Annotated in this window: 23 protein-coding genes; 12 read left to right on the top strand and 11 right to left on the bottom strand. The window is 62.0% G+C overall.

The features are described 5' to 3' along the window. Positions 1 to 10 precede the first annotated feature (10 nt). Positions 11 to 844 carry a phosphodiesterase gene (locus tag CEC48_RS03380; RefSeq protein WP_088422450.1) on the top strand — a complete coding sequence of 278 codons (834 nt, stop codon included), beginning with the start codon at positions 11 to 13 and terminating at the stop codon, positions 842 to 844. A gap of 148 nt (positions 845 to 992) precedes the next feature. Next, positions 993 to 2,312 carry an OprD family porin gene (locus tag CEC48_RS03375; protein WP_088422449.1) on the top strand — a complete coding sequence of 440 codons (1,320 nt, stop codon included), beginning with the start codon at positions 993 to 995 and terminating at the stop codon, positions 2,310 to 2,312. Between the two features lie 67 nt (positions 2,313 to 2,379). Here CEC48_RS03375 and CEC48_RS03370 read toward each other — a convergent pair whose 3' ends face one another. Both CEC48_RS03370 and CEC48_RS03365 read right to left on the bottom strand, forming a co-directional pair. Next, on the bottom strand, positions 2,380 to 2,847 hold the full coding sequence (locus CEC48_RS03370) for a GNAT family N-acetyltransferase (protein WP_088422448.1): 468 nt from the start codon (positions 2,845 to 2,847) through the stop codon (positions 2,380 to 2,382). Continuing rightward, on the bottom strand, positions 2,822 to 3,049 hold the full coding sequence (locus CEC48_RS03365; RefSeq protein WP_256579657.1) for a hypothetical protein: 228 nt from the start codon (positions 3,047 to 3,049) through the stop codon (positions 2,822 to 2,824). The genes CEC48_RS03370 and CEC48_RS03365 overlap by 26 nt, the downstream gene beginning before the upstream one ends. Positions 3,050 to 3,146: 97 nt before the next feature. On the opposite strand from CEC48_RS03365, the gene metE reads away from it, so the two are divergent. The 4 genes from metE (at position 3,147) to CEC48_RS03345 (ending at position 9,651) form a co-directional block, all read left to right on the top strand. Continuing rightward, positions 3,147 to 5,435 (top strand): 5-methyltetrahydropteroyltriglutamate--homocysteine S-methyltransferase, encoded by a 2,289-nt coding sequence (gene metE, locus CEC48_RS03360; RefSeq protein ID WP_088422447.1) that lies wholly within the window; start codon positions 3,147 to 3,149, stop codon positions 5,433 to 5,435. A gap of 243 nt (positions 5,436 to 5,678) precedes the next feature. Then, complete coding sequence (locus tag CEC48_RS03355) at positions 5,679 to 6,176, top strand: sigma-70 family RNA polymerase sigma factor (RefSeq protein ID WP_088422446.1); 498 nt, start codon at positions 5,679 to 5,681, stop codon at positions 6,174 to 6,176. After that, the gene (locus CEC48_RS03350) at positions 6,173 to 7,120 is read left to right on the top strand and encodes a FecR domain-containing protein (protein WP_088422445.1); all 948 of its coding nucleotides are present in this window, start codon (positions 6,173 to 6,175) and stop codon (positions 7,118 to 7,120) included. The genes CEC48_RS03355 and CEC48_RS03350 overlap by 4 nt, the downstream gene beginning before the upstream one ends. 89 nt (positions 7,121 to 7,209) lie before the next feature. Beyond that, positions 7,210 to 9,651 carry a TonB-dependent receptor gene (locus tag CEC48_RS03345; RefSeq protein WP_088422444.1) on the top strand — a complete coding sequence of 814 codons (2,442 nt, stop codon included), beginning with the start codon at positions 7,210 to 7,212 and terminating at the stop codon, positions 9,649 to 9,651. A gap of 399 nt (positions 9,652 to 10,050) precedes the next feature. Here CEC48_RS03345 and CEC48_RS03340 read toward each other — a convergent pair whose 3' ends face one another. Beyond that, positions 10,051 to 11,481 (bottom strand): hypothetical protein, encoded by a 1,431-nt coding sequence (locus CEC48_RS03340; protein WP_088422443.1) that lies wholly within the window; start codon positions 11,479 to 11,481, stop codon positions 10,051 to 10,053. Positions 11,482 to 11,651: 170 nt separating this feature from the next. Between CEC48_RS03340 and yfcF the strand changes: the two genes are divergently transcribed. Next, positions 11,652 to 12,284: a glutathione transferase gene (gene yfcF / locus CEC48_RS03335; protein WP_088422442.1), complete on the top strand. Its 633-nt coding sequence runs from the start codon at positions 11,652 to 11,654 to the stop codon at positions 12,282 to 12,284. Between the two features lie 33 nt (positions 12,285 to 12,317). Beyond that, positions 12,318 to 13,049 carry a GntR family transcriptional regulator gene (locus CEC48_RS03330; RefSeq protein ID WP_088422441.1) on the top strand — a complete coding sequence of 244 codons (732 nt, stop codon included), beginning with the start codon at positions 12,318 to 12,320 and terminating at the stop codon, positions 13,047 to 13,049. 15 nt (positions 13,050 to 13,064) lie between these two features. On the opposite strand, the gene CEC48_RS03325 is transcribed toward CEC48_RS03330, so the two are convergent. Beyond that, positions 13,065 to 13,328 (bottom strand): hypothetical protein, encoded by a 264-nt coding sequence (locus tag CEC48_RS03325; protein WP_088422440.1) that lies wholly within the window; start codon positions 13,326 to 13,328, stop codon positions 13,065 to 13,067. 143 nt (positions 13,329 to 13,471) lie between these two features. Between CEC48_RS03325 and CEC48_RS03320 the strand changes: the two genes are divergently transcribed. After that, the gene (locus tag CEC48_RS03320; protein ID WP_088422439.1) at positions 13,472 to 14,116 is read left to right on the top strand and encodes an ATPase; all 645 of its coding nucleotides are present in this window, start codon (positions 13,472 to 13,474) and stop codon (positions 14,114 to 14,116) included. A gap of 32 nt (positions 14,117 to 14,148) precedes the next feature. Continuing rightward, entirely contained in the window at positions 14,149 to 14,490 is a 342-nt protein-coding gene (locus CEC48_RS03315) for a hypothetical protein (protein ID WP_088422438.1), read from the top strand. A gap of 40 nt (positions 14,491 to 14,530) precedes the next feature. Here CEC48_RS03315 and CEC48_RS03310 read toward each other — a convergent pair whose 3' ends face one another. After that, positions 14,531 to 15,280, bottom strand: coding sequence for a creatininase family protein (locus CEC48_RS03310; RefSeq protein WP_088422437.1), 750 nt, complete (start codon positions 15,278 to 15,280; stop codon positions 14,531 to 14,533). 86 nt (positions 15,281 to 15,366) lie between these two features. Next, entirely contained in the window at positions 15,367 to 16,080 is a 714-nt protein-coding gene (locus CEC48_RS03305; protein WP_088422436.1) for a murein L,D-transpeptidase catalytic domain family protein, read from the bottom strand. 37 nt (positions 16,081 to 16,117) lie between these two features. Here CEC48_RS03305 and CEC48_RS03300 point away from each other — a divergent pair, with 37 nt between their 5' ends. Continuing rightward, positions 16,118 to 17,683, top strand: a complete 1,566-nt coding sequence (locus tag CEC48_RS03300; RefSeq protein WP_088422435.1) for a murein L,D-transpeptidase — start codon at positions 16,118 to 16,120, stop codon at positions 17,681 to 17,683. Here CEC48_RS03300 and chrA read toward each other — a convergent pair. From chrA to CEC48_RS03275, 5 genes are all read right to left on the bottom strand, one after another. Continuing rightward, the gene (chrA, locus tag CEC48_RS03295; protein ID WP_088422434.1) at positions 17,673 to 18,863 is read right to left on the bottom strand and encodes a chromate efflux transporter; all 1,191 of its coding nucleotides are present in this window, start codon (positions 18,861 to 18,863) and stop codon (positions 17,673 to 17,675) included. The two genes, CEC48_RS03300 and chrA, sit on opposite strands and share 11 nt — an antisense overlap. A 54-nt stretch (positions 18,864 to 18,917) precedes the next feature. Continuing rightward, positions 18,918 to 19,847, bottom strand: coding sequence for a CDF family Co(II)/Ni(II) efflux transporter DmeF (gene dmeF / locus CEC48_RS03290; protein WP_088422433.1), 930 nt, complete (start codon positions 19,845 to 19,847; stop codon positions 18,918 to 18,920). An 11-nt stretch (positions 19,848 to 19,858) separates the two neighbouring features. Continuing rightward, positions 19,859 to 20,134 carry a metal/formaldehyde-sensitive transcriptional repressor gene (locus CEC48_RS03285; protein ID WP_088422432.1) on the bottom strand — a complete coding sequence of 92 codons (276 nt, stop codon included), beginning with the start codon at positions 20,132 to 20,134 and terminating at the stop codon, positions 19,859 to 19,861. A gap of 75 nt (positions 20,135 to 20,209) precedes the next feature. Continuing rightward, positions 20,210 to 20,716 (bottom strand): AAA family ATPase, encoded by a 507-nt coding sequence (locus tag CEC48_RS03280; protein WP_088422431.1) that lies wholly within the window; start codon positions 20,714 to 20,716, stop codon positions 20,210 to 20,212. Positions 20,717 to 20,761: 45 nt separating this feature from the next. Beyond that, on the bottom strand, positions 20,762 to 21,820 hold the full coding sequence (locus tag CEC48_RS03275; RefSeq protein WP_088422430.1) for an alginate lyase family protein: 1,059 nt from the start codon (positions 21,818 to 21,820) through the stop codon (positions 20,762 to 20,764). A gap of 130 nt (positions 21,821 to 21,950) precedes the next feature. Between CEC48_RS03275 and dapF the strand changes: the two genes are divergently transcribed. After that, complete coding sequence (gene dapF, locus CEC48_RS03270) at positions 21,951 to 22,769, top strand: diaminopimelate epimerase (protein ID WP_088422429.1); 819 nt, start codon at positions 21,951 to 21,953, stop codon at positions 22,767 to 22,769.

Raw genomic sequence — 22,769 nt, 5'->3', positions numbered from 1 at the left:
AGAGCCTATTTTGAACCGTCCGTTTCTTGTAGCGCAGATCAGCGATCTGCACCTTAAAGCCGGCCAGCGCCTGACCTACGGCGTGGTCGACACCCTCGGTGCATTGCGCCGTGCCGTTGACCACTTGAATGCCAGCTACCCACGGCCCGATATCGTGGTGGTCAGCGGCGACCTGGTGGACTTTGGTCGCGCCGATGAATACGCCGTGCTGCATCCCGAACTGGCCCGTTTGCAGATGCCTTGCTACCTGGTGCCGGGCAATCATGACCACCGCCGGAATTTGCTGGATGCCTTCAGCGATCACGCTTACTTACCGCATGGCGCCGAGGGCCCGCTGGACTGGGTGGTGGATGACTACCCGGTGCGGCTGATCGGCCTGGACTCCACCATCCCCGATGCCCATGGCGGGCAGCTACTGGACAGTCAGTTGCAGTGGCTCGATGAGCAACTGGTACTGCGCCCGAACGTGCCAACCCTTTTGGTCCTGCACCACCCGCCGTTTATCAGCGGCATAGGTCATATGGACCGCGAGTCATTCCGTAATGCTGCCGCGCTGGAAAAGGTCATCGCCCGTCACCCTCAGGTGGAGCGCCTGCTGTGCGGGCATTTGCACCGGCCGATGCAACGGCGTTTCGGCGGCAGTTTGAGCTGCGTATGCCCGGGCACCTCCCATCAAATCGTGCTGGATTTACAGGAGGCTGCGCCGGCGCATTTCAACCTGGAACCGGCTGGTTACCTCTTGCACCGCTGGGATGAACAGCAAGGGTTGGTCAGCCACAACGGTGTATTCGGGGATTACCCGGGGCCGTATCCGTTTTATGACGCTCATGGATTGATTGACTGAAGTTTCCCGGAGGTTCATCTCGCCCAACTTAATACCCGAACACGTCTGAATAGTTGTTAACGCACCGGCCAACCGAAGTTTGGCCGAGTGCTTCCTGCTGCCTTTTTTATGCGCCCGCAACAGTGATTGCGCGCCGGAGTTCGTCCTGATGAAAGCCACATTACATGTATTAAGCGTATTGACCGGCGGCCTGGGCATGGCCCTGAGCCCCTTGGCCTCTGCTGATTTCCTGGGCGACAGCAAAGCCAACTTGAGCATGCGTAACTTCTACTTTAACAACGACAACCGCGACGGCGCTGCTGCGCCGTCGAAGACTGAAGAGTGGGGCCAGGCGTTCATCCTCAACTACCAGTCGGGCTTCACCGACGGCACCCTCGGCTTTGGCCTGGACGCCGTCGGCATGCTCGGTGTGACCCTCGACAGCAGCGCGGCGAAGCATGTTGGCAGCTCAATGATCCCAACGGATGATGGCAAGGCTGCGGACGATTGGGCCCGTGGCGGTGTGACCGCGAAGGCGCGCTTTGCCAAGACCGAACTGCGATACGGTTACTTGCGCCCGAACCTGCCGATCCTGGTGAGCAACGACGGCCGGCTGTTGCCGCAGTCGTTTGAAGGCGGGCAAGTCACCAGCAACGACATCGACAACCTGACGCTGATTGGCGGCCAGCTTGAACATACGACGGGCCGCGGTTCCAGCGACGCCAGTGGCCTGGCGGCGGCGGGTGGCACCCGGGAAAGCAACAAGTTCACCTACGCCGGCGGTGACTACAAGCTGACCAAAGACCTGATGCTGCAGTACTACTACGCCAACCTTGAAGACTATTACCAACAGCACTTCGCCGGCCTGGTGCACGTATTGCCGATGGGCGATTACGGCTCGCTGAAAACCGATTTGCGTTACTTCAAGACCACCTCTGATGGCAAAAACGCAAGTGCGGCAGGGCGTGCCGATGGCTACAAGTTTGGTGGCTATACCAAGGGTGGAACCGGGGAAATCGATAACGACACCTGGAGTGCTGCATTCATCTATTCGCTGGGCCCACATGCAATCACAGCGGGCTACCAGCGCGTGTCTGACGACAGCAACTTCGCCCAACTCAACCAGGGCGGCCTGGTGGGCAAGGGCGAGGGGGGATCGAGCCTGTATCTGTACACCGACCGCACCGTACAGACCTTCATCCAGGCCGGCGAACGTACCGCATTCGCGCAGTATGCGTACGATTTTGCAGCGCTGGGCGTGCCCGGCCTCAAGGCTTCGGTGATGTACCTCAAGGGCGACCATATCCTGACCACCAGCGGCAACAATGCCAGTGAATGGGAGCGGGATATTTCGTTGGATTATGTGGTGCAGAGCGGCACCTTCAAAAACGTCGGGTTCGGCTGGCGTAACGGGGTGTCCCGCAGTGAAGTGGCGCGGGACCAGGACCAGAACCGGCTGTTTGTGAGCTACTCGATTCCGTTGATGTAAATCCTGCGACCTATGCAGTGCTCTTGTGGCGAGGGAGCCAATTCCCTTGCCACAGGGGCGGGTGCGTTCATAACGACTTCGCATGAGTTGCATGTTCATCCTGCACCGGCTCAAACCCGCAGCGCAGGTAAAAGGCTGCGCCCTCGCGGGTGTCGGTAGACAGGCGCACAACTCGGAACTGCTGTGCGGCGTGTTCCAGAAGCTGGCTGACCAGGGCTTTACCCACATTGCGGGCTCTTGATGCCCGGGCGACGTACACTCGGCGCAGCCTGCCAACGTCCGGCCCGGCGTAAGGGTCATAGGACAGCCCGCCAACGGCGATCAACTGCCCGTTACTGAATACGCCCAAAAGACATTCGCCGGGGCGGTCGAAACGGTTGGCGCCGCTATGCCACTGCGCAATCAGGCGTGTAAGAAACCTGAAACCTTCAGCGAGGGCCTCTGCTTCCAGTGCGAGGAGTTCTTCGGGCAACGCTGAGATGGCGCGTATCGACAAACCTTCCATTGATTTAGCCACTGCTATTTTCCAGCTCATACCAACCGGCCTTAGAGTCGACGCAGGCATGCTTCTGCTTACCCGCAAGAAACGGCGTGTCGAGTGTGGCGATCGCTATCGAAACCAGTCCGGGTAAATCCCATTGGCACTGGACCAGAACAGCAACTACCTTGGTGAAGTCCTTCCATGTTGATTCAATCCCAACCTCGATGGACTGACTATACCGCTCTCCTGTCATCATGACGAAAACTTGTGATCATCTAGAATAAAATGAGTTTGTCTCATCATCACCCGATCCCGACAATAGCTCCCATACACACACATTGGAGCTTTACGTCATGGCTGTTGCCCATTCCCTTGGATTCCCGCGCATTGGTCGCGATCGTGAACTGAAAAAAGCGCAGGAAGCGTTTTGGAAGGGCGAACTCGACGAAGCCGGCCTGCGCGCCGTAGGCCGTGAGCTGCGCAAGACGCACTGGGACCTGCAAAAGAAAGCCGGCATCGGGTTGCTGCCCGCCGGTGACTTCGCCTGGTACGACCAGGTACTGACCCACTCGCTGATGTTCGGTGTGATCCCGGAGCGTTTCCGCCCGGCCGACGGCAAAGCCACCCTGCACACCCTGTTCGGCATGGCCCGTGGCGTGAGTGACAACTGCTGCGGCGGTGCCCACGCCCAGGAAATGACCAAGTGGTTCGACACCAACTACCACTACCTGGTCCCTGAATTCAGCGCTGACCAGCAGTTCCACCTGGGTTGGGATCAACTGTTCGAAGAGGTCAAGGAAGCCCGCGACCTCGGCCACACCGTGAAGCCGGTCGTCATCGGCCCGCTGACTTACCTGTGGCTGGGCAAGGCCAAGGGCGGCGATTTCGACAAGCTCGACCTGCTGGACCGACTGCTGCCGCTGTACGGCCAGATCTTCCAGCGCCTGGCGGAGCTGGGCGTGGAGTGGGTGCAGATCGACGAGCCGATCCTGGTTCTGGACCTGCCCCAGGACTGGAAAAATGCGTTTGAGCGTGCCTACAACCTGATCCAGCGCGACCCGCTGAAGAAGCTGGTGGCTACCTACTTTGGTGGCCTGGAAGAGAACCTCGGTCTGGCAGCTAACCTGCCGGTGGACGGCCTGCACATCGACCTGGTGCGTGCGCCGGATCAGTACCCGACCATCCTTGATCGCCTGCCGGCTTATAAGGTGTTGTCCCTGGGCGTGGTCAATGGCCGTAACGTGTGGCGTTGTGACCTGGAAAAGGCCCTGGCCACCTTGCAGCACGCTCATGAACGCTTGGGTGATCGCCTGTGGGTGGCGCCGTCGTGCTCCTTGCTGCACAGCCCTGTGGACCTGGGCCGTGAAGACAAACTGGATGCCGAGCTGAAAAGCTGGCTCGCGTTTGCCGTACAGAAGTGCGAAGAAGTGGCCGTGTTGGCTCAGGCCGTGAATCAACCGCAAGCGCCAAACGTCATCGCCGCCCTGGCCGAAAGCGGCGCCGTACAAGCTGCCCGTACTGCCTCGCCGCGTATTCACAAGCCTGCGGTGCAAGCCCGTGTTGCGGCGATCACGGCCAAAGACAGCCAGCGTCACTCGCTGTTTGCCCAGCGTATCGAGAAACAACGTGCCGGCCTGAACCTGCCGCTGTTCCCGACCACCACCATCGGTTCGTTCCCGCAAACCGCGTCGATCCGCCTGGCTCGTCAGTCGTACAAGGCCGGCAAGTTGAGCGAAGCCGAATACGTCGAAGCCATGCACAGCGAGATCCGTCACGCGGTTGAAGTGCAGGAAAACCTTGGCCTGGACGTACTGGTACACGGTGAAGCCGAGCGTAACGACATGGTCGAATACTTCGCCGAGCAACTCGACGGCTACGTGTTCACTCGCTTCGGCTGGGTACAGAGCTACGGTTCGCGTTGTGTGAAACCGGCGGTGATTTTCGGTGACCTGAGTCGTCCGAACGCCATGACCGTGGAGTGGATCCGCTACGCCCAAGGCCTCACCAGCAAGGTGATGAAGGGCATGCTGACCGGTCCTGTGACCATGCTGATGTGGTCGTTCCCGCGTGAAGACGTGAGCCGCGAAGAGCAGGCGCGCCAACTGGCCCTGGCGATTCGTGACGAAGTGGTCGACCTGGAAGCCGCCGGCATCAAGATCGTGCAGATCGACGAAGCGGCATTCCGCGAAGGCTTGCCGTTGCGCCAGGCACAGTGGCAGGGCTACCTGGATTGGGCCACCGAAGTGTTCCGCTTGTGCGCCTCCGGTGTGCGTGACGAAACCCAGATCCACACCCACATGTGCTACAGCGAGTTCAACGATGTGATCGAGTCCATCGCGGCGATGGATGCCGACGTGATCACCATCGAAACCTCGCGCTCGGACATGGAGCTGCTGGACGCGTTCGAAGCCTTCGCTTACCCGAACGACATTGGCCCGGGTGTGTACGACATCCACTCGCCACGGGTGCCGGATGCTTCGGAAATGGCCAACCTGTTGCGCAAGGCGGCCAAGCGCATCCCGGCTGACCGCCTGTGGGTCAACCCGGACTGCGGCTTGAAAACCCGTGGCTGGCCGGAGACTGAGGCCGCGCTGATTCACATGGTGACCGCGGCGCGTCAACTGCGGGCTGAACTGGCCTGATCTGAACGCCCGGCATCTAACGCCGGGTGAAGATCAGAAATGTGGGGCTTGCTCGCGAATACGGTGTATCAGCCACTGGATATGATGACTGACCCACCGCATTCGCGAGCAAGCCCGCTCTCACACTTGATCTCCAGCGCGTCACAAAACAGCTAAATTGCCAGCATCGTCGATGCGGATTAGAATGCGATCAATTCTTAATTACGCTCGAGCCTCACCGCCCGGCGCGCCCCGGTGATCGGCATGTCGTCTCCCCTCAATCTGCATATCCAGGATCTGTACTGCGAACACCATGGATGGTTGCACCGTTGGCTGGACCGCAAGCTGGGCAACGCCAGCGATGCCGCCGACCTGGCTCACGACACCTTTATGCGCCTGCTGACCCGCCAGGCCAGCAGCAACCTGGGCGCCGAGCCACGGGCGTTGCTGACCCATATCGCCAAGGGCTTGATGATCGACAGCTGGCGCCGCCAGGAGGTGGAGCGCGCTTACCTTGAAACCATCGCCCACCTGCCCGAGCAGCATGTGCCCTCGCCGGAAACCCGCTGGCTGATTCTCGAAGCGCTGTACCGCATTGAAGCGATGCTGCGCGACTTGCCGGAAAAGACCCGCCAGGCGTTCCTGATGTCACAGATCGACGGCCTGACCTATCAGCAGATCGCTGATGCCCTGGGCGTGTCGCTGATTTCGGTCAAACGCTACATGCGCGACGCCTTCCTGGCGTGCCTGAGCGTGGCATGAGCCAGTCGATTGATCCGCTGATCCTCGGTGAAGCCGCCGACTGGATGGTGCAGTTGCAGTCCGGCTGCGCCACCGATGAAGACCGCCGCGCCATCGCCCAATGGCAGGGTCGCAGCGCCCAGCATGCCCAGGCCTGGCAACGGGCGCAGGCGATTCTGGGGGACTTCAACAGCGTGCCGGCGGCGATTGCCGGCGATACCCTCAAGCGCATCGGGCGCAAAAAGCCCCTCGGCCGACGCCAGGCGCTCGGGCTGTTACTGGCGGCTGCCCCGGCGGCCTGGCTGGCTTATCGGCAGGTTCCGTGGCAGCAATGGACCGCCGACCAGCACACCGCCATTGGCGAACAAAAGAACCTCACCTTGCCCGACGGCACACGCTTGCTGATCAACACCGGCAGTTCGTTGAATATCGCGTTCTCTGATCAGGTGCGGCGCATCGAGTTGCTCAAGGGCGAAGTGTTGATCACCACCGCCAAGGATTCGGCCCATCGCCCGTTTATCGTCCAGACCCGCCATGGCACCGCCCGCGCCTTGGGCACGCGGTTCAGCGTGCGGGTCGGAGAGCAGCGCAGTCGAGTAGCCGTGACCGAAGGTGCGGTGGAATTGCTGCCGGAGCACGCCAGCCAGGGCGTGATCGTCAAGGCGGGCGAGCAGGGTGCCTTCAGCGCGGACCGGGTGGCCTTTGTGCAGCCGTTGGACGTCAGCGCCCTGACCTGGGAGAACGGCATGCTGCTGGCCCAGCACATGCGCCTGGCGGATTTGCTGGATGAGCTGGGACGCTATCGCGCCGGTGTGTTGCGTTGCCACGACTCGGTGGCAAACCTCACCGTGTCGGGGGCGTTTTCCCTGCGTGATACCGACGCCAGCCTGCACCTTTTGCAGGAAACCTTGCCGGTCAAGGTCAGCAGCCTCACCGGGTATTGGGTGACGGTCGAGCCGCGCTGAATCTTTTTCAACTTTTGCTGATACCTTTTTCGTTGTCGACCGGTGTAGGGGAGAACCCTCAACATTGCTCCGCGCCGACAGGAATGCCCATGACCGCCAGACCGCTCCCGTACTGCCCCCGCCCCCTGAAGGCACTGAGCCTGGCAATTGCCCTCGTCGCCCTTGCGCCGCTGCAAAACGCCATGGCGGCCGATGCGGCGCAAAGCAGTGCGGCGCGCAGCTATAACATCGCGCCGGGGCCGTTGGGGAATGTGCTGGCGCAGTTTGCGGCGTTGTCCGGGGTGCCGTTGTCGTTTGACTCTACGTTGCTCAACGATCAACAAAGCCCGGGGTTGCAAGGCAGTTACAGCGCGCAATCCGGCTTCGCCCAGTTGCTGCAAGGCAGCGGTTATACCCTGCAGGGCACTGGCGCCAATGGCTATACCGTGGTGCCCGAGGCCAGCGGCGGCGCGCTGGAGCTGGGCGCCACCACCATCAGTGGCGAGGCGAGCGGGGCGCAGGCGGATACTTATGGCGGCGGCCAGGTGGCGCGTTCGGCGCGCCTGGGCGTGCTGGGCAACCGGTCCATCAGCGACGTGCCGTTCAGTGTGGTCAGCTACACCTCGAAAACCATCGCCGACCAACAGGCACGGACCGTCGGTGATGTATTGCTCAACGACGCCTCGGTGCGCCAATCGTCCGGGTTCGGCAACTTCTCCCAGGTGTTCACCATTCGCGGCCTGCCGCTGAGCACCGATGACATTGCGTTCAACGGCCTGTACGGCGTGTTGCCCCGGCAGATCATCACCACCGAAGCCCTGGAGCGGGTGGAGTTGTTCAAGGGCCCCAACGCTTTCGTCAACGGCGTGTCGCCCTCGGGCAGCGGGATTGGTGGCAGTGTCAACCTGGTGCCCAAGCGCGCCGAAGACACGCCCACCCGCAGCGTGACCCTCGACTACGCCAGCGACAGCCAAACGGGCGGCCACATCGACCTCGGCCAGCGCTTTGGTGAAGACAACCGCTTCGGCGCCCGGGTCAACCTGGCGCGGCACGGCGGCGAAACTGCCGTGGATGATGAAAATAAAAGCTCGCAGTTAATCGCCGTCGCCCTGGATTATCGCGGCGAGCGCTTGCGGGTCTCCACCGACTTTGGCTACCAGAAAGAGCGCATTAATAACGGCCGTGCGGTGGTTTACCCGACCGGAACGAAGGTGCCCCGTGTGCCCTCGGCTAACGACAACTACGCGCAGAATTGGAGCTGGTCGGAGCTGGAAGACACCTACGGCATGGTCAATGCCGAATATGATTTGAACGATAACTGGACGGCCTACGCGGCAGGCGGCGCCAAGCACACCCGGGAGAACGGGCAATATTCATCGTTGTATGTCGGCAACGATGGCAGCGCCAAGGTGGGTTTCCTGTATTCGCCCCATGACGAAGACAACAAAAGCGCAATGGCCGGCTTGAACGGGCACTTTACGACCGGGCCGGTGACCCATCAGATGAACTTCGGGTTATCGGGCATCTGGGGCGAGCAACGTTCGGCTTATGAGGCGATCCTGGTGGCTAACCGTCAACCCGGCAACCTGTACAACCCGACGCAAACACCGCGGCCTACCAACACCTATTTCGGCAGTGATATTCACGACCCGCGCGTCGTCGGCAAGAACCGGATCAAGAGTGCGGCGGTGTCCGACACCTTGGGCTTTATTGATGATCGGGTGCTGCTGACCCTGGGTGTGCGGCGCCAGACGATCGAGGTGGACAGTTGGAACACGGCCACCGGCGTGCGCGGCACACCTTACTCCGAGTCCATCACCACGCCGGTCTACGGCCTGGTGATCAAGCCGTGGGAGCACGTTTCGTTCTACGCCAACCGTATCGAGGGCTTGGCCCAAGGCCCTACGTCGCCGAGCACGGGTGTCACCAACCCCAACGTGCAGTTCCCGCCCAAACGCAGCAAGCAGACCGAAGCCGGGGTCAAGCTGGACTGGGATAACTATGGCGCCACGTTGGGTGTGTACCGCATCGAACAGCCGAACAACGCCACCACCCGCTTCCCGGGCCAGAGCCAAGATACCTTCACTGTCGACGGTGAACAGGTCAACAAAGGGGTAGAGCTCAACGTCTTCGGCGAACCCATCGACGGCCTGCGCCTGCTGGCCGGCGCCACCTGGATGGACACCGAACAGCAGAGCACCTCCAACGGCGCCACCGACGGCAACCGCGCCGCCGGTGTGCCGCGCTTCCAGTACAACCTCGGTGCGGATTGGGATGTGCCGGGCATTCAAGGCGCGGCGGTCAGCGCGCGTATGCTGCGCACCGGTGGCGAATACGTCAACGCCGCCAACAGCCTGAGCATCCCGGCCTGGACCCGCGTTGACATCGGTGCGCGGTATGGCTTCAAGGCGGATGACAAGTACATCACCTTGCGCGCCAACGTGGAAAACGTGGCGAACAAGGCGTATTGGTCATCGGCGTCGACAGCGAATAACTACCTGACGCAGGGTGAGCCACGGACGGTGAAGCTGTCGGCGACGGTGGATTTCTGAACCTTCGAAAATCTATCGGGGTGAATGAAGACCTTGTGGCGAGGGGGCTTGTCCCCCGTTGGGCTGCGCAGCGGCCCCAAAAAAGCTGGGAGCGCTACGCACTCCAACGGGGGACAAGCCCCCTCGCCACAAAAGCCCCTTCACCACACCTCCAGCTCACAGCCAAAAGGTCAACCTGCACTCACTCAATCCGGTCAAAACCTTTGAGGCGATACAGCATCACCGAGATCGCCCAACTGGCCACAAAAATCCCGATGATCATGTAGCCCATCTCGGTGGCCGTATCTCAAAGCCCAGGCCAAACAGAAAACCCGGCGGGTACATTGGCCACCTGCGGCTGATCAGGCGAAATACCGTTGTGGGCGTCTCTGGAAGACGGTGGCTTCTCGGGTTAACGCCCTAGGCCTCTGACTCGGCCACGGCGTCCCTGATGCCCGCCTGACGAAAACGTCGTCCGCCCTTGAGGTCGATCGCCCAACGCAGCGCTTCGGTCGCTGACGGGCGCTCGCCGTGGGTAATCGCCGCGTCATCGGTGGCCAGTTGACTGAGGTAGCCCCGGGCGCCACCGCGTTCGCTCCAGTAGTGAGTGTGGCTGAGCCAGGACCTGGCGAGCCAGCCTTTCCATTTGCCCACGGTAACGGGCAGGTCCAGCACGCCGGCGCCCATCACCGGGCTTACCGGGCCGCCGACGATGTCGCCAAACAGGCCCAGGGGTGCGGGGAAGTAAAGGTTGGTCCAGCGGGTCACGGCGAAGGCGGCAGCATGGTGCAGGTACAACGGTGAAAATTGGCGCTGGCCCAAGGTGATGGAAAGCCGGCCGCTATAGCCGTAGCCCTTTTCGTCGAGGGTAGGTGGGCAGGCGGGGACTTCGCGGCGTTCGATACGGCGCTGGAAGTCACTTACGCTGCGGCCCAGCAGCAGGCTGGCGTGGGCCATCGGGCTGCCGAGGGTGACCAGGTCGGTAATGCGCCACGGGTTGCCAAGGGTGCGTTGTTCGATAAACGCTTCGGCTTGCTGCTCGCGAAACCTGAGGAGGCTTTGCAGGCGGCCGTCGAGCGCGCTTCCGGCCTTTGGCAGTGTGTCCTGCACCACCGGTTGCAGCCGCTCGTGGTTGGCGTAGCGGGCGGCGAGTTCCTGGGTGTTGGGGCGCAACTGGTCGTGATGTTCGTGCCACAGGTAGCCGACGATATCGTAGGCAATCACGCTGCCCAAACTGTGGCCGACCACGATGATGCGGTCGTAGTCGCCCTTGTCGTGCAGGGCACGCAGCAGGTCGACGCCATCGGCGCGGATCTGTTCGCGCACCACCACGTTCTGCGGGTTGGGGCTCAGGTAGCGGGCGGCGTCGCCGAGGTACGACAGTGCCGAATACTTCAAGCCCAGGCCAATCACCGCCAGTAGCACCGGGATCAAGGCAAAGGGGTTGTCGCTGTGGGGGAATCGGCCGTACAGCGTGGCCAGGGTGCCGCTCACCAGCAGCACGAGCAGGGCCAGCAAGGTCCAGCGGGTGGCGCGCCAGATCGGCACGATGGCGGTCGGAATATCACGGCGCGGGCGCTTGAAGATGTCCCAGAGCCAACTCAGCAGGTGGCCGACCTTGGTGCCCTGCATCTTGTGGGCCCAGTAGTACTCGTAGAAATCGGTGGTGTTGCGGCCCGCCGACTTCAAGACGCGCAAATCGAAATTGCGCGAAAAACGGTCCGGCTTGCTCCAATAGAAAGGCGTCGCCTCGGGCGTGTCCGCCGGGATCATCGCTTCCACGAAGCTGCGCAGGGTGTCCATCGGGCGCTGCTCGCCGATGCCGTGGATGACGACTACCGCTTGTTTCATCTGTTGATCATTCCTTGATCTGTTTTTCGGGGAGCTATGGGTGGGGGCAAGGGGCCATAGTATTGCCATTATCGATGGTATTCCAGCCAGGAATGCCCCCATAAAAACCCTGCATTTCATTTGCGCGGTGCGATCTCGTAGTGTGGTGCTCCCACCAAGGAGATGTCGCCGTGAACCACCGCCCGCTGAGCCTGTACGTTGACGCCCACTTCACCAGCCCCTACGCGATGTCGGCGTTCGTGACCCTGCGGGAAAAAGGCCTGGAGTTCGAGCTGCTCACCCTGAACCTCGACACGGCCGAGAACCAGACCCAGGCGTTTGCCCACTTGTCGCTGACCGGGCGCGTGCCGACGCTGGTGCAGGGCGAGTTTGCGTTGTCTGAGTCCTCGGCGATAACCGAGTACCTGGAAGACGTGTTCCCGCAGGTGCCGGTGTACCCGGCAGAACCGCGCCAGCGGGCGAGGGCGCGGCAGGTGCAGGCGTGGTTGCGCAGTGACTTGATGCCGATTCGTCAGGAGCGTTCGACGCTGGTGGTGTTTTACGGGCTCAAGGGCGAACCGCTGTCGCCGGCCGCTGAAGCGGCGGCGCACAAGCTGATCAGCGCGGCACAGGCGCTATTGGCGGATGGCCGCGACAACCTGTTTGGCGAGTGGTCGATTGCCGACGTGGACCTGGCCGTGATGCTCAACCGGCTGATCCTCAACGGTGACAGCGTGCCCGCCAACCTGGTGGCGTACACGCAGCGCCAATGGCAACGGCCTTCGGTGCAAGAGTGGGTCAAGCAGGCACGCCCGTCGCTGTAGTCACCTTCTCAATTACTAAGTGAATCCTGATCCATGAATATCCTGTCGAGTGACTCCCGCCTGCCGCTGTATCAACGTTTTCGGGATCATCTGATCGAGCAGATTGCCAATAATCACTGGCGCGCCGGTGCGGCTATTCCCCCTGAAGCGGTGTTGTCGACGCAATACCAACTGTCCACCGGCACGGTGCGTAAAGCGATTGAGGCTTTGGTGGGTGAGGGCATTCTCGAGCGCCAGCAAGGCCGGGGTACGTTTGTGCGTCGCCCGAAGTTTCAATCTTCGTTGTTCCGGTGTTTCCGGTTCCAGGGCCCAGGCGGCGAGTGCCACCTGCCACAGAGCCGCATTTTGTCGGTCAAGCCGGTGCTGGCGCCTGCGTCTGTGAGCGAGGCGTTGGGGCTGGCGGCGGACGCGCCGGTGATTTGCATCGTACGGGTGCATGTGCTGGACACGGGGCCGGTGCTGGCTGAAGAGATCTGGCTGCCACGCGCCCGGTTCCAGGCACTGCTGGAAGTAGACCTGACCCGCCAGGGGTTGTTGCTGTACCCCACCTACGAGGAAGTCTGCGGGCAAGTAGTGGCTTCTGCCGGGGAATCCCTCACCGCCGAATCCATCAACGAGGTCTGGGCCCGCTGGCTGCAGGTGCCCGTTGGCAGCCCGGTGATGGTGATCGAACGGCTGGCTAGGGACTACGCCGGTCAACCCCTGGAGTTGCGGCGTGGCCGCGGCCATGCTGAACATTTCCGCTACAACGTGGATATTCGCTGAGCCTGAGACGCGCTGCTATTCGGCTTTCAGCAGCACTAGCCAGGTCTGCACCACCCGGCGGTCGAGGTCTTCCCAGTCGGCCATGCCCAGCACCCGGGTGGTGTTCAAACCGCGCAAGTAGCCGCGTAGTTGTTGGGCGATGGCGTGGACCACTTCCGGCTCGGCGGCGTTATCCAGCAGCACTTCCTCATAGTCGACCAAGTAGTCGCCAACCCGTTCGCGAAACTCCGGCAGCACGGCTTCGCGGATCCGGTCGAAGGTTTTCTGGTGAGGTTTCATGGGCATTCCTTATCATTTTGTGTGGGGCGGCCTGCACGACACTATTGCTCCAGATGATAGTCACCATCAAGCATTGCAAGTTCTGTTTTTCCTGGAATAGCGGAAAATTGCCCCATCGAAGACGCTGCTCAAGGAACCGCGCGATGAGGACAATTATTCAACTGGCTCTGATGGCCCTGATGCTCGGCAGTGCGGTCGTCAACTCCCTGGCGTTTGCCGGCGACCTACAGTCTTGCCATTTGCGGCCGATTACCAGTAGCCAGACCTCATTGCAGCACGGCCAATCGGTGGGTGTGCTGTACACCGAAAACACCGTCGATAACCTGCACTACCTTGAGCGCTACCACGACATGGCGGTCAACGGCGCCAAGGATGCACTCGATGGGCAGATTCGCCAGGCGTTCGTGAACAGCTCAGACCCTGAGCTGGCCATCGACTGGCTGATGAACTCGTTGCAGGGCGCGTTTGTGTCGGTGACCGTCTACGACAACCTGGATTCACTGGTGCAGGCGCATCCCGATGTGGTGGTGATGCTCGACACCCACAATCAGCTGCTGACCCAGCGCAACAGCCAGGTGGAGGCGCGTTTTGTGGCGAGGTTCTATGATGCGAACCTGCAATACATCGCCAAGGCCGAGGGTTCGGTTGCGCAACAGATGCCGTCGGTGTGGGTACAAGACAAGACCGCTTCGGTGATCGCGGCACAGATTGAACAGCAGCGTGACGTTCAACTCACTGCATTGAGGCAGTTCGATACCTCGCTCAAGGCACTGGTAACGGCTGGCTGAGTACACTTAATTTTTATTCTTCAGGGATTTTTATGCGCTCTTTGTTTGTACCCGCGATGGCTTTTGCTTCCTTGCTGCTGGCCGGCTGTGCGTCGGCCCCGAATGCCCCGACCCTGACGCTGCAAACCAGCAAGGACCCCGAAGCCTATGTGCAGTGCGTGGTGCCCAAGTTCGAGAAAAGCGGCATGACCTCGACGGTGACGACTAACTCGCGCCATGCCAGGGTGGTGGTTTCCAGCAAGATCGCGGCGGACAACATTCTGGAGGTCTACAAGGCCCAGAACGGCGGCAAGGTGTTCTTGTATGAGCGCAAGCCGTTGGCGTCGACGTTCAAACCGTCGCGGTTTGAACAGGTAGCGCAGGATTGCTTGTAGGAGCGAGGCGTCCCCCTCGCTCCTACAGTTTGATTTCAATTCAGCGCGGTGTTGGCTCACTGCTGAACGTATCCACCGCCTTCACCAACCCTTTGGCCGCCAACGCCACCAACTCACCGCCTTTTTGCGGGGTGGCCAGCGCGGGGTCCGAACCCATGCGCCCATCGGGGAAGCGTGCGCGGAAGTCGCGGGCTTCGCGGATCGGGCCGGTGTTGGCGATCTGCGGTGAGTAATCAGCCGACTTGATCGAATCCGGGTAGGCCCATTGGGTCACCGCAATCTCCGACGGCGTGGCATGGCTGCCGTGGCCGACCGGGAACTGCTGGTGCGCCAGGTCGGTCACGCCTTCCAGGTCCCACCAATTGCACAGTTTCAGCGCATACCCCGACGGGCGTCCGGTAAAGCTCGCGTCGGCGTACAGCTCGGAGAACGCCGCTTCGATCGAGGCGATATTGCCGCCGTGCCCATTGAGGAACAGGATTTTCTCGAAACCATGGCCCGCGAGCGAACGCACCCAGTCACCAATCGCCGCGATAAAGGTCGAAGGGCGCAGGGAAATGGTGCCCGGGAAACCGAGGTGGTGCTGGGCCATGCCGATATTGAAGGTCGGGCCGATCAAAATGTCGGCGTTCTTTTGCGCTTCATGGGCGATGATTTCCGGGCACATCCAGTCGGTGCCCAGCAGGCCGGTGGGGCCGTGTTGTTCGTTGGAGCCGATGGGAATCACGATGCTGCGGCTGCGTTCCAGAAACTGGCCAATCTCGATCCAGGTGGATTGATGTAAAAGCATCTCGGGTTCTCTCTCTCATCAAGCCCAGGAACACGGTGAAGTTCCTGGTGGCGTGTGCCGCATGGTGCACGCCAACGGCGAGACCATCAACCGCCTTTAACCGTACCGGCACTCGCCATCTGGCGTGGCTTGCAGTTGAGGTACGCCGAGGACTTCAGCCAGCGCTGGTCGGGGTACCAGGAAAACATGAACTGGCCGTCCTTGAGCTTATCCACCACCTGGCGTGCCACTTGCGGGCGTACTGCCGGGCAACCCTGGCTGCGGCCGATACGGCCTTCACGCTTGCTCCACAAGGGGCTCACGTAGTCGGCGGCATGAATCACGATGGCGCGGTCCCGCGCACGGTCATTGAAGCCCGGCTCCAGGCCGTCCATGCGCAACGAGTAGCCATGGGCGCCTTCGTAGCTCTCCTGGGTGCGGAACAAACCGATGCTCGATTGGTAGCTGCCTTCACGGTTGGAGAACTGCGTGGCGAAGTTTTCCCCGGACTTTTGCCCATGGGCCACCAGGTCGCGCAGCACTAAAGTCTTTTTGCGCAGGTCGAAGATCCATAGGCGACGGGCGGTCGAAGGTTGGGAATAGTCGATAACGGCCAGCCGGTCGGACTGTTCGATGCCATTGCCCACCGCGCATTGCATGGCGCTCAACGCTCTTTTCAATACGTCGGGGTTGAGTTCTGGAGCCGCGTGGGCGAGGCTGCTATACAGAGTAAGAGGTTTACCGGTGTCTGCGAGCGCAAGCGTGCTCAGCGAGGCAAAGGTCGAGATGATCAGGCCGAGTCGGCAGCAAAAGGTCAGCATGTATAGAGCATCTCCGCCGTGGATGGGAGCTAAGCGATTGTTCAAAAAACACGCATGTTACTTGAGCATTTGCCTGCTCGTTGCACCGCTGGTCGCGACAGCCGAAGACGTGCTGGTGGTGTCGCCGGCCCCGGTGCAACTGGCGCTCTCGCAATTGCCGGCCGTTTGCCCGGGCCTGGCCGGGCAGGTCGACGCCGTTGCCCAGGCGCGATTGCAGGCGTTCTACCAGCAGCAGGGCGATGTCGCGCTGTGGCTTGAAGGTGATCGCCGCGCCGCCTTGCAAGCTCAACTGCTGATGCTGGCCGACGACGGCCTGGACCCGACTCACTATAGACTGCCGCCGGCGGATGCCACGGGTAACGTGCTGTGCAGCGACATCGCCACCAGCCAGCAATACCTGCAAGCCTTGCAGGATCTGCATTTCGGCCGCCTGCAGCAGTCGCGTTTCGAACCCCTCTGGCACTCGCAACCACCGGCCCTGGACCCCGACACCCAAGTACTGGCGCTGGCCGGGCCGGGCTTGCAGAACATCGCCCAAGCCTTCGACCAGGCCCGCCCGAACGCGCCGTTATACCTCAGCCTGCGCAGCGCCTATGCCGCACTGCGCCAGCAACCGTTGCCGCATTGGGAGGCCGTTGCCAGCGGCCCGCTGTTGCGCCCGGGCATGGACGATTCGCGAGTGCCGCAACTGGCGCGGCGAATGGTCAATGGCGGCTACCTGACTGCCACCGCTTCCGGGACGCAGTACCGTGGCGAGTTGGTGAACGCCATCAAGACCTTCCAGCAAAGCCATTCACTGCAAGCCGACGGCGTGATCGGGCCCGGCACCGTCACCGAGCTGAACATCAGCCCGGCGATTCGCCGCGAGCAACTGCGCATCAACCTTGAGCGGTTTCGCTGGCTGTCCCAGGACCTTGAGCCCGAAGGCGTGCTGGTGAACGTTGCAGCCGCGCAACTGAGCTTCTACCAGGGCGGTGTGCCCGTGTGGCAAACCCGCCTGCAAGTCGGCCGCGCCGACCGCCAGACGCCGCTGCTGAAGTCGCGCATCACCCGGCTGACCCTGAACCCCACCTGGACCATCCCGCCCACCATCATGCGCGAGGACAAGCTGCCGGCGATCCGCCTGAACCCCGAATACCTGCGCCAACAGAACTTGCAAGTGCTCGACAGCCAGGGCAACCCGCTGGCGCCGGAACAGGTCGACTGGTCGCACCCCGGCAACATCCTGCTGCGCCTGGGCCCCGGGCCTCGCAACCCGCTGGGCCGGATCGTGCTGCGCTTTCCCAACCCGTATTCGGTGTACCTGCACGACACGCCAAGCCAGCCGCTGTTCTCCAAGGGGCCGCGAGCTTTCAGTTCGGGGTGTGTGAGGGTTGAGCAGCCACTGCAGTTGCGGGATTTGTTGGTGAGCCCGGCGGAAAAGGTCCGCACCGAAGAATTGCTGGCGACGGAAACCACCCACGAGTTCCGGCTCGCCAGCCCGGTGCCGGTGTTGTTGGGGTACTGGACGGTGCAGGTCGATGGCAAGGGCGCGTTGCTGTACGCGCCGGATATTTATGGGCGGGACCCGGTGTTGATGAAGGCGATGGGCGTCACGCTATAAGCCAGCCAACCATGGCGCCTGCAGCGACCACCAGCCACGGCGGCAGCTTCCAGAACATCAACGCAACCAGCGCAACCAGTGCCAGGGCAAAATCCACCGGCCGAAAAATCGCGTTGGTCCACACCGGCTGATACAACGCCGCCAATAGCAGGCCGACAACCGCGGCGTTCACCCCGGCCAGCGCGCCTTGGGTGCGCACGCTGCGGCGCAAGCTGTCCCAGAAAGGCAAGGCGCCCATAATCAACAAAAACGAGGGAGCGAAGATCGCCAGCAGGGCAATCACGCCGGTGGTCCAGCCTTGGCCCATCGATGCGCCGAGGAACGCCGCGAAGGTGAACAGCGGGCCGGGAATTGCCTGGGCGGCACCGTACCCTGCCAGAAAAACCTCATTACTGACCCAGCCAGTGGACACCACTTCCGCTTGCAGCAGTGGTAGCACCACATGCCCGCCGCCGAACACCAGCGAGCCCACCCGATAGAACGCATCGACCATCGTCAGGGTTGGGCTGGGTACCCAGTGGGCCGCGAGCGGTAACCCGAGCAAAAACAACAGGAACAGTGAAAGCCAGATCACCCCGGCCCGGCGACTGACGGTTATCGGGAGGGCTTCATGCTCCGCACGGGCCTTGGGTGTGAACAACAGCAGCCCGACCATTGCCGCGCAGGCAATCACCCCGACCTGTCCCCAGGCGAACGGTACGAGCAGCGCGACGCAGGCGGCAACCAGCATGAGCGTCACGCGCGGCGCGTCGGTGCACAGGTGCCGCGCCATGCCCCAAACAGCTTGGGCAACCACCGCCACAGCGACGACTTTAAGGCCGTGCAGGGCGCCGGAGGAGAGGGCCGCGCCATAGTCCGAGAGGCCCACTGCAAACAGGATCAGGGCGGCGGCCGAAGGCAGCGTAAAACCTGCCCAGGCCGCGAGCGCTCCGGCATACCCCGCCCGGGACAGGCCCAACGCAATGCCGACCTGGCTGCTGGCCGGCCCTGGCAGGAATTGGCACAGCGCGACCAACTCGGCGTAACTGCGCTCGCTCAGCCAGCGACGCCGCGCCACAAACTCATCGCGAAAGTAGCCCAAATGCGCGACGGGGCCGCCGAAAGAAATCAGCCCAAGGCGCAGGAAGATCAAAAAAACCGAGCCTGCGCTATCAGCGTGACGGGCATGCGTGTTGGCCATGCGGGTGCCTTGTTCGTTGGAAAGGACGGGGCATCCTAATCAATCAGCGTGACTTCAAGAAGGCAGCGTGCGGTATTCCACCGTCAGGTGCGTCACCTCATGCACCGGCGCCAGCCGCTCGCGGATGACCTCGGCATTCACCTGTGCATTGCCCAACACACTCACAATCGCGGCGCGCGCTTCGGGCCCCACTTGCCACACGTGCAGGTCGGTGATGCTCACATCGCCCGAAGCACCGAGGATTTCACGAATTTCCTCGGCCACGTGCTCGTCGGTGCGGTCCAGCAGCACACCCGACGTATCGCGCATCAAGGTCCAGGCCCAGCGTGCAATCACCAGCGCGCCGACGATCCCCATCAGCGGGTCAAGCCACACCCAGCCCAGGTAACGACCGGCCAGCAGGGCGGCGATGGCCAGGATGGACGTCAGCGCATCGGCCAGCACATGGACATAAGCAGAGCGCAGGTTGTTGTCGTGGCCATGGCTGTGGCCGTGATCATGCCCATGGTCATGATGATGACTATGACCATGGCTGCCGGAAAGCAGCAGGGCGCTCACGACGTTCACCGCCAAGCCCACGATGGCGATCAGCGTTGCGGTGCCGAAGTCGACCTGGGTCGGCTCAAGCAGGCGGATCAGCGACTCGACGCCAATGCCGATCGCGACCAAGCCCAACACCAGCGCCGAAGCAAACCCACCCAGGTCACCGACTTTACCGGTACCAAAGCTGTAGCGAGTGCTGGCCGCATGGCGCCGGGCATAGGCGTAGGCCGCTGCTGCGATGCCTAGCGCACCGGCGTGGGTGGCCATGTGAAAACCATCTGCGAGCAAGGCCATGGAGCCGGTGATGTAACCCGCGGTAATTTCCCCGACCATCATGATCACGGTCAGCGCAACCACCCATAACGTGCGCTTGGCGTTCTCATCGTGTGAGGCGCCGAGGAACATATGCGGGTGGCTGTGGTTGGTGTGTGTGGCGTTCATATCAACGAACTCTATTTGCTGTAGCGGCGGATGGCTTCGAGTAGTTCATCGACGCCCTTGGCACGTTCTTCATCGCTTAAATCGGGGTGGGCCACATGCTCACGGGCGTGGTCTTCGATGATTTCATCCATCAGCCCGTTGATTGCGCCCCGTGTGGCGGCCACCAGGTGCAGGGTTTTGGCGCAGTCATCGTCTGACTCCAGCGCTCGCTCCACGGCCTGGATCTGCCCGGCGATGCGTTTGACGCGTTTGAGCAGGTCGTCCTTGCCTGATTTTATATGAGCCATACCATACCCCCCCTACCTATATTTGAAATGGATAGTTACAGGTACGGATGTATTTCGCAAGGGCGGGAGAGGGGGTCAGCGCTGGCTGGCGAGTTGGCGGGTAATCATCGCCACGGCTTCAGCGGCAGGTAGTTGTGCGGTGTCGACGGTAAAGGGCGCGTCGTGCCATGGCTCATATTCATGGGCCAAGACCGACTGCCACGTTGGCGGTGTCAGCCCGGGAATGTCGCTGGCACGAGTTTCCACGCGGCGTTGGTGTTCGTGTTGGTCCGAGCAAACCACCTGGATATTCACCAGCGACGTACTGGCGCGTAGAGCGGTTTCGCTCCAGGCCTGACGGCTTTCAGCCACTGGGTTAACGCAATCAACGACAACCGTGTGGCCCAGCGCGAGGTTGCTCAAGGCCAGCGCATTGGCCACCTGATAACCGCTGCTGCCCACGCCTTGTGGAAAAACGCCGGCATCCCGGATGGCCTGCTCGATGGTATCGATGCGCAGGTACACAGCATTGGTCTGGGCAGCGAGGGCCTTGGCAATCGTGGTCTTCCCGGTACCGGGCAGGCCGCTGAACACAATAAGCATCGTCGATCCTTCGAACAGGTGAGTCGGGTCAGTCTAACCGCTGATTCACTTCAAATAGCAGGCACTGATCCAGTCCGCAGGTTTTGGCGCGAGCTGTTCGGCCACCGGTAAATACCGCGCGTCCAGCTGCGCGGCCAGCCAGTACAGCGTATTGCTGCTTTTCGGGTTCCACTCGCCGCTGTAGCCGGGTTCGCCGACGTTAGCCCGGTCTTTGTCGAACTGCACGCGGGTGTGCACGAATTCTTCGTGGCTGCGCTGGCCCTTGGCATACGGGGCAAGCCAGTCCAGTGCTTCGCTCAGCGAGCCGCCATGGGCTGCGGTAAAGTCCAGCCAGTTGCCGCCGATGCCGTAGGGCTTGGCCGCCAGTGCTGCCTGAACCAGCGGCTCCAGGTCGTAGACCACGTAGTGCAGGGCGTCACGGTCCTGGAAGTCGGTCACGGAGCCGTCGGGCAATACGTTGTCGGTGATTTGTTGCTGGAACAGCTGGAAGGCCTGCGCCAGCATCTCGCGGTCGCCCAATGCGGCGGCGGCCACGGTGACCAGCTTCACGCGATGGCTCTGCCAGTTATTGGTGTTGGTGGCTTTTTTTGCACCATGGAACTGCTTGATGCGCTCGATATAGCCGTTGCCCAGGTTGGTCAGCAGCGCGCGGGTGGCGTCGCGGGTTTGGGGCCGAAGGTCGCTGGCGGTGAGGGCGTAGGCGTTTATCAGCATGTCGAGGTTGGTTTCGTCGATCGGGTTGAAGTCCGGCTGATAAGTGCTGGCCCACGCGCTGAGGTAGTCATCCACTTGCTTGAGGTAGCGCGTGTCGCGGCTCAGGCGCCAGGCCAGGGCCGCTTGGCGCATCACCGGCCAGTCCTTCTCGGCGGCGATGCTTTGCTCGCGAATGCCTTGGTTGGGCAGCGTACCTTCGGTGTGCAGATGGGGCAGGGCGCCGGGTTGGTCGCCGAGGTGGCGCTGGGCGGCGGCCAGGAGCGTTTTGGCGGTCGGGTTCGAGGTGGCGGGCTGGCAGGCGCTCAGGGCTTGAGGCGCGGCAAACGCGGCGTGGGCGAATGCGGCGAGCAGCGCGGTCAGAATCACGGCTTTCAAGGGGCGTTGTAGCATGCGGTTTCTCAGGGAAGGATTGGCCATATCGCAATCGCGCGACGTTAACATGACCCTGACGGATATTTGATGAAATACCCACTACGTCCGTATGCTTGGGCGCAGTGACAGGTCTAGAACAGGACGCCCCATGACCTTGCAATTCGTGAAGATGCACGCCCACGGTGATGACTTCATCGTGATCGACCGGCGTGGGAAGGGTGACCCGATCACTGCTGAAATCGCCCGCCGCCTGGGCGACCGCCATCGCGGCATCGGCTTCAATCAGTTAGCTGTGGTGCTCGATTGCGCTGACGCCGCCGCCCGCATCACATTCTGGAACCCCAGCGGCACCCCGCTCGACACCTGCGGCAGCGCCACCCGTGGGGTGGCGGACATGCTGATGCGCGAAGCCGGCAGCACCTCCATCGTGCTGCGAACCAACCGGGGCTTGCTGACCTGCGTGCGTGAATCGGGGCAGCGGGTGTCGGTGGACATGGGGCCGCCGCTGCTGGATTGGCAGGAGATTGCGCTGGCGCGTGCGCTGGACACTCGACTGTTGCCGCTGGAGGGCGACCCTGCGGCGTGCAGCATGGGCAACCCGCATTGCACGTTCTTCGTCGATGATCTGGCGACCCTCGACATCGCCGCCATTGGGCCGTCGCTGGAAACCCATCCGCTGTTCCCCAACAAGACCAACGTGCATTTCGTGCAGGTGCTCGACCGTGGCCATATCCGCCTGCGCATCTGGGAGCGTGGCGGCGGCATCCCGCAGGGCTCGGGTTCGTGCTGTTGTGGCGCAGTGGTCAACGGGATTCGTCGCGGGCTGCTGGATGACACCGTCGAGGTGCAATGCGACGGCGGTACGGTGACGGTGCACTGGGACGGCAGGGGTGGTGTTGTGCTGACCGGCGCCGTGCAAACGACGCTTCACGGAACGATAGCCGATCAATTTTTGCAGACTCCATGA

The organism is Pseudomonas sp. K2I15 (assembly GCF_002204795.1).
Classification (GTDB): Bacteria; Pseudomonadota; Gammaproteobacteria; order Pseudomonadales; family Pseudomonadaceae; genus Aquipseudomonas.
The sequence above is the reverse complement of the archived record's forward strand: the minus strand, read 5'-3'. Positions and strand labels throughout refer to the sequence as shown.